General features: G+C 66.5%; 4 protein-coding genes and 1 pseudogene. 3 read left to right on the top strand and 2 right to left on the bottom strand.

Annotated elements, in window-relative coordinates:
- Window positions 1-297: 297 nt before the first annotated feature.
- On the bottom strand, window positions 298-1251 hold the full coding sequence (locus JUB13_RS30895) for a hypothetical protein (RefSeq protein ID WP_207486113.1): 954 nt from the start codon (window positions 1249-1251) through the stop codon (window positions 298-300).
- Window positions 1252-1456: 205 nt separating this feature from the next.
- On the opposite strand from JUB13_RS30895, the gene JUB13_RS30890 reads away from it, so the two are divergent.
- Window positions 1457-1699 carry a hypothetical protein gene (locus JUB13_RS30890; protein WP_207486112.1) on the top strand — a complete coding sequence of 81 codons (243 nt, stop codon included), beginning with the start codon at window positions 1457-1459 and terminating at the stop codon, window positions 1697-1699.
- Window positions 1700-2068: 369 nt separating this feature from the next.
- On the opposite strand, the pseudogene JUB13_RS31720 reads toward JUB13_RS30890, so the two are convergent.
- Window positions 2069-2553, bottom strand: a pseudogene (locus JUB13_RS31720) (IS481 family transposase); the annotation flags it as partial.
- A gap of 53 nt (window positions 2554-2606) precedes the next feature.
- On the opposite strand from JUB13_RS31720, the gene JUB13_RS30880 reads away from it, so the two are divergent.
- Both JUB13_RS30880 and JUB13_RS30875 read left to right on the top strand, forming a co-directional pair.
- Window positions 2607-2750 (top strand): hypothetical protein, encoded by a 144-nt coding sequence (locus JUB13_RS30880; RefSeq protein WP_207486110.1) that lies wholly within the window; start codon window positions 2607-2609, stop codon window positions 2748-2750.
- A 358-nt stretch (window positions 2751-3108) separates the two neighbouring features.
- A partial coding sequence (locus JUB13_RS30875) for an ATP-binding protein (RefSeq protein ID WP_207486109.1) occupies window positions 3109-6167 on the top strand: 3059 nt, incomplete at its 3' end.

Raw genomic sequence — 6167 nt, 5'->3', positions numbered from 1 at the left:
CATGACCGCCTCCGGCTCCGGCCATCTCCTGGGCAGGACAACAGGTCTTGCCTCGCCTAATTACGCGGGAACTGCCAAGGTAGTGCTAGTCCGTGTCGCCAAACGCCCATTTTGCGGCTGGCGGGGAGCGATGCCGGTTGTCCAACGGAGGGCAAGGCGGTGCATCCACAAGCGACCACGGGCTTTCCCCTTAGGCCATGAGAAGCGGCGCCCGAGGATAGGGATGTTCGACCTGTCGTGGCCCGCTTCAGCATGTCGCTCTGGGAGAGCCCCGGGATTGACGGCACTCGGTGCGATTTAACCTTGCGGCGTAATTGAACGAGTGTTCGGTGCCATTGCTTCCAGCCACATGCGGTCGAAGATCGCCACTAAATCCCGATAGACGACTGTCGCGATCTGATCGAGGCCGCTATCGTCGGACGCCTTCAGGAACGCCGCGATGCACCTGTCGACTGTGTCGCGATTCGGGACCGAGAGCCCCATCGCCTCAAGGTCGGAGGAAACTGATCCGTCTCGCGGGAGGTAGGCGTCGCTTGCCGTCGCGCGCCCGCGCGGTCCAGGCAGGCGCACGATTACGATGCGCGTTACCGAGGGTTGGGCATCCGGACCGATGATCGTCGCGCCGCCCATGAATCCCGCCAGTATGCTCGCCGGAGGCGACGGCGGAAAGAGGCAGAAGGAAAATTGCGCATCCCCATGAGGCTCGCGCAAATCAAGGTTCACCACCCGCTTTCCGAGCGTAAAAGGACCTGTAAGGCGCAACAGGCCAGTCGGAAGGATTTCCTCGTATGTCGCGACCAACGACCGTGATGGTGCGGCGGAGATCGTCAGAAACCCACGGATCAACCGACCACGATAATAAGGGGACCAAGCATGGGAATAGCAGGCGTAGGTCCCAACGATGAAGATTTCCCGCTCTGCCGCCCTCGTTGAGACGCCCCAGGATGCAGCGCGTTGCGACAACTGGTCGACGTCGGCCGCGTGCCGCAAGCCGACGGCAGCCAGGAACCCGTCGAATCCGCATTCCGCGACCCAATCGCCGGATCGGTCGAGGTCAAGCAGCCTGACCCAGTCGTCATAGACCTGGTGCTCCCGCGGGCTGGCCCGTCCCTGAATCCATTTGTGGGCTCGTTCGACGTCAAAAGGCGTCGACGGATTGATGCGCCGGAAAGCCGCCGCGAGTTCCTTGACCGTGCCGGCTCCGAGCAGCGCGGCTGTCAGGCGCAGTTTCCGGTCGATGTCCTGAGCCATGGATCCCTCAGGCGAGGTTCGCCTCGTCAGGTCACGACGACAAATTCCAGCCTCATCTTCCAGGAAAAGACACCTGAATCCAGGGATCTTCCGATTGAGATGGGTTCCGTCCCGAGATCGTGCGGCGCACCTTTCTCCCGCACCCGATTGCCAGAGGCGTGAAGCAGAGGCGCCCAGCGGCGCCGTACGAGGAGGAAACCCAGACATGAGCCGGATCGAGTTCTCGCTTCCGCATCACGGTCTCGCGGCGTCCCGGAGACCCACTCTGCCGTCGCTGACCGGGATCCTCCGCTCTTTGGCCCAGTGCATGCGACGCAACGATCTGGCTGAGTTGGACGCGCGTCAATTGCATGACGCCGGCATCGATCCTGTGCGTGCCGGACGCGCCAAGGCGGTGGATGTCAGCGCGGCGGAACTGCGCCGTATGAACAGCCTAGCGATAGGGTGAGCTGGGCGATAATGCCGGGCGTCGGGGAGTGCCCGCGTCATCGGTGGCTTGCGGAGGCAGGGCGACGTGGCTGGCCAGCGGGGCGTAGTCGAGATTAGGCGGAGGATTGATCCTCCGCACCGGAAAGGCTCGTCAACGACACTGCCGTTGGCGTAGCTAGAGGATGGCCGAAGCTAGCTGGACGAAAGCGAGATAGTGGGCAGCAAGCTTGTCATAGTGGGTTGCGCCACGGCGGAACTGCTTCAACTTCCCGACCAACCGCTCGACGAGGTTCCGTCTCCGGTAGGCTTCGCGATCGAAACCGGGGTTCGCGGGCTGGTCGGCACGGCTCGGAATGATCGGCACGATGCGCTCGCGGTGGAACGCATCGAGCAGGGCGAAGGCGAACTTGGAGGTGCGGTCGATCGCAACGAAGAGGCGGAGCTTCCCCTGCTCGGTCCGGACCTCGGCGCTGGCGATGTGGAGACATCGACCGGGTAGGCTCTGAACTTCTTCTAGGCAGGCTGTCGCCATTGACCTCGGGCAACCGGCTTATTCCGTGGCATTGCAGGCGGCGATGGATACTTGAGCGGGTGAGATGCGGGATGCTCGCCTGCAGGGCGAAGAGGCAGTCATCGAGGGGAGCGGCGTGTGGCGGAGGAAGCCCACGATTACGGCCTCCTCCTCGGCCGACAGGCTCGTCGACGTCGGCTGCCGCGGCCAGGTCGGGCGAAAGCCGGGCGACGGCCGCTTCTTCCATTTCGCGACCATCTTGGGATTGATGCCATAGCGGCTGGCTAGGGTTCTCAGGCTCGCCTGACTATGGTGCATCGCTCGATGGACGTGCGGGCGCTCCCATGGAGAACCTCGCCCATAATGCCTCCCATTTCGGGAAAGGACTGCACCATTAAACCCCAGGATCAAAAAGGTGCTGCGCCCGTTCGTGCCGCGGCCGCGCTATGACGAGCATGATGGCTGCGCGACGCATGTCGCCTTGGTCATCGATACGGAGACGACGGGGCTAGAGGCGGATGATCCCTTCATCCAGCTTGCCATGGTGGAGTTCCGCTAACGCGTTGAATGCTGCCGCATCTTCGAGGTGCTCGGAAGTTGGTCCGTCCCGGACGCGGCGCCGGGGCGTCGAAAGGACGTCAAACCGATCCTCGCGTGGATTGGCCGGGCACTCCGCGTATCCGCCGGACGCGCGGCGGCCGCCTCACTCCGGTGCGTCGGCGAGCCATTTTACCGCTGTCGCGGGTGGCACCCGTCCAAAGGCCGTCCGCCACGTCGACCGATTTTCGAACGAGGGCATATGGTGGCTTGCGGGGTTGCATTGCGAATGACGGAACTTAAACTCCTGCGCCGGAACGGGTTCGGTCGCGGAGGACCAAGGTCGTGTCGAGGACTAGGTGGATCAGGGCAGGGCTGGCATGACCGGGGACGTCGGTGCACTTGCGAACACTCCGGCCGATCGCTCGTCCGTTTTCGGCTTCCTGACCGGCGGCGGCGAGCTCGGGGCGCTCATGCGCGCGCACGATTGGCCGTTGACGCCGTTCGGTCCCGTCGAGACCTGGCCCCAGAGCCTCCGCTCCGCCGTCAGCATTTGCCTCGGGACCACCTTTCCGATCGCGATCTACTGGGGCCCGCAGCTGGCGCTTCTCTACAACGACGCGTGGAGCCCCATCCCCGGCGCTAAGCATCCCTGGGCGCTCGGCCGGCCCGGTCGGGACGTCTGGCCGGAGATCTGGGACGCGATCGGACCGCTCTTCGCCCGGGTTCAGGAGACCGGCGAGGGTGTCTGGCAGCAGGACCAGCTCCTAGCCATGCGCCGGCATGGCTACACCGAGGAGTGCTACTTCAACTTCACCTTCAGCCCCATCCGCGGCGAGGACGGCGGCGTCGGGGGCATCTTCAACGCGGTGGTCGAGACTACCTTCCGCGTCATCGGCGAACGGCGCGAGCGCACCCTGCGCCTGCTTGCCGAACGGCTCGCCGCAGCGCGGTCAGAGGTCGAGGTCTGCACCATTGCGGCCGAGGCGCTGCACGCCCAGCCCGCCGACGTCCCGTTCTGCCTGCTGTACGTGATGACGGAAAGTGGCACTGCACGCCTCGTCGCGTCGGCGGGGCTCGCGGAAGGCGGCGCGGCATGTCCCGCGCTGATCGACCCCTCGGACACTGGAGCGCCCTGGCCGCTCGGGCACGTGCTCGAGACGGAGCAGCCCCAGGTCATCGAGGCACTCTCCGAGAAGTTCGGCGTCACGCTGTCGGGAGGCGCATGGCCCGAACCCAGCGAGAGCGCGGTCGTCCTTCCGATCGCGGCGACCGCCCGCCCTGGTGCATTGGCAGGATTTCTTATATCCGGCATAAGCCCGCGGCGCGCGTTCGATGAAGAGTACCAGGCCTTCCTGGAACGCGCGGCGGCCCACGTGGCCGCGACGCTCGCCAATGTCCACGCCTACGAGGAGGAACGCCGGCGGGCTGAGGCACTGGCTGAGATCAACCGGGCCAAGACCACGTTCTTCTCTAACGTCAGCCACGAGTTCCGCACACCGCTCACCTTGATGCTGGGGCCGCTCGAGGAAGCTCTCGCCGCGGATCCGGAGACGTTGACGGGGCGCCGCGACGATCTCGCGGTCGTCCATCGCAACGGGCTGCGTCTGCTCAAGCTCGTCAACGCGCTGCTCGACTTCTCGAGAATTGAGGCCGGGCGCGCGCAGGCCGCCTTCGAACCGACGGACCTCGCCACGTTCACCGCGGGGCTGGCGAGCAACTTCCGGTCGGCCTGCGAGAGAGCTGGGCTTTCCCTCGTCCTGGACTGCGTGGCGCTTCCGGAGCCCGTGCACGTCGACCGGGACATGTGGGAGAAGATTGTCCTCAACCTGCTATCCAATGCCTTCAAGTTCACCTTCGACGGCGCCATCACCGTCGAGCTGAGGCCGACGGGCGGCGCGGCGGAGCTGACGGTGCGCGACACCGGCACTGGCATTCCCGCGCATGAGATGCCTCGGCTGTTCGAACGCTTTCACCGGGTCCAGGGCGCGCGCGGGCGCAGTTACGAGGGCAGCGGAATCGGCCTCGCCCTCGTGCAGGAGCTCGTGCGGCTCCATGGCGGCGACATCCGGGTCGAGAGCGAGGAAGGGCGCGGCACCGCCTTCTTCGTCCGGATCCCCTTCGGCACCTCCCACCTGCCCCCGGACCACATCCGCAGCGACGGCACCCGTGCCTCGACCGCGGTGCGCGCCCAGGCCTATGTGGAGGAGGCGCTACGCTGGCTGCCCGGCGCCGCGAACGTCGTCGACGATCTATCTCCGGCACCGGTCGTGGATCCGGCCGCCGTCGGGGACGGGACGCGGGCGCGGGTGCTGCTGGCGGACGACAACGCCGACATGCGCGAATACGTCTGTCGGCTGCTGGGTGGGCGCCACGAGGTCGAGGCCGTGCCAGACGGCGAGGCGGCGCTCACAGCCCTCCGGGAGCGCCGCCCGGACCTTCTGCTGACCGACGCGATGATGCCGCGGCTTGACGGCTTCGGCTTGCTGCAGGCGATCCGCACCGACCCCGACCTTAACGACCTGCCGGTGATCATGCTGTCGGCGCGCGCCGGCGAGGAGGCGAGCATCGAGGGACGTGCGGCAGGGGCCGACGACTACTTGGTCAAGCCATTCTCGGCGCGCGAGCTGATCGCGCGCATCGACACGGCGCTCGCCATGGCGCGCCTGCGGCGGGAGCACACCGAGGTGCTGCGCCGGCTCAATGAGGTGCTGGCGGTCCAGGTCGAGGAGCGCACGCGCGAGCGCGACCGGGTCTGGAGCATTAGCCGTGACCTCTTCGTGGTCTGCGGCATGGACGGCCTGTACCGCACGGTCAACCCGGCCTGGACCGATCAGCTCGGCCACGCAGAGGAGGAACTCGTCGGCATGCGCTTCGATGGACTGGTCCATCCTGCGGATCTCGGAACGGCGCGGACCGCCTTCGAGCGCCTGGCCGGCGGCGACGTCATCAGAGATTTCGACATCCGAGTCCGCGCCAGGGACGGCGGCTACCGCTGGTACACCTGGACCGCCGTCCCCGAAGGGGAGGTCTTTTACGCCGCCGGCCGGGACGTCACGGCCCGCAAAGAGCTCGAGGAGCAGCTGCGCCAGGCCCATAAGATGGAGGCGGTGGGCAAGCTCACCGGTGGGGTGGCGCACGACTTCAACAACCTCCTGCAGGTCATCGGAGGAAATCTCCAGCTCCTGGCCAAAGACGTGGCCGGCAACGAGCGCGCAGAGAAGCGGCTGCGCAACGCGCTGAGCGGCGTCGGCCGCGGCTCGAAGCTGGCGTCCCATCTCCTGGCCTTCGGCCGCCGGCAGCCGCTGGCGCCCAGGGTGATCAACCTGGGGCGGCTCGTGCGCGGCATCGACGACATGCTCCGGCGCGCGCTCGGCGAGGCCGTCGAGATCGAGACCATGATCGCCGGCGGCCTATGGAACACCTTCGTCGACGCGGC

This window comes from Arenibaculum pallidiluteum, from assembly GCF_017355985.1.
Lineage (GTDB): Bacteria > Pseudomonadota > Alphaproteobacteria > Azospirillales > Azospirillaceae > Arenibaculum > Arenibaculum pallidiluteum.
This window is presented reverse-complemented; position numbering and strand designations above follow the sequence as displayed.

What these genes read in the sequence shown, in the direction of transcription:
- JUB13_RS30890 (WP_207486112.1), top strand. Translation starts at nt 1,457, where the DNA reads ATGAGCCGGATCGAGTTCTCGCTTCCGCATCACGGTCTCGCGGCGTCC.
- JUB13_RS30895 (WP_207486113.1), bottom strand. Translation starts at nt 1,251, where the DNA reads ATGGCTCAGGACATCGACCGGAAACTGCGCCTGACAGCCGCGCTGCTC.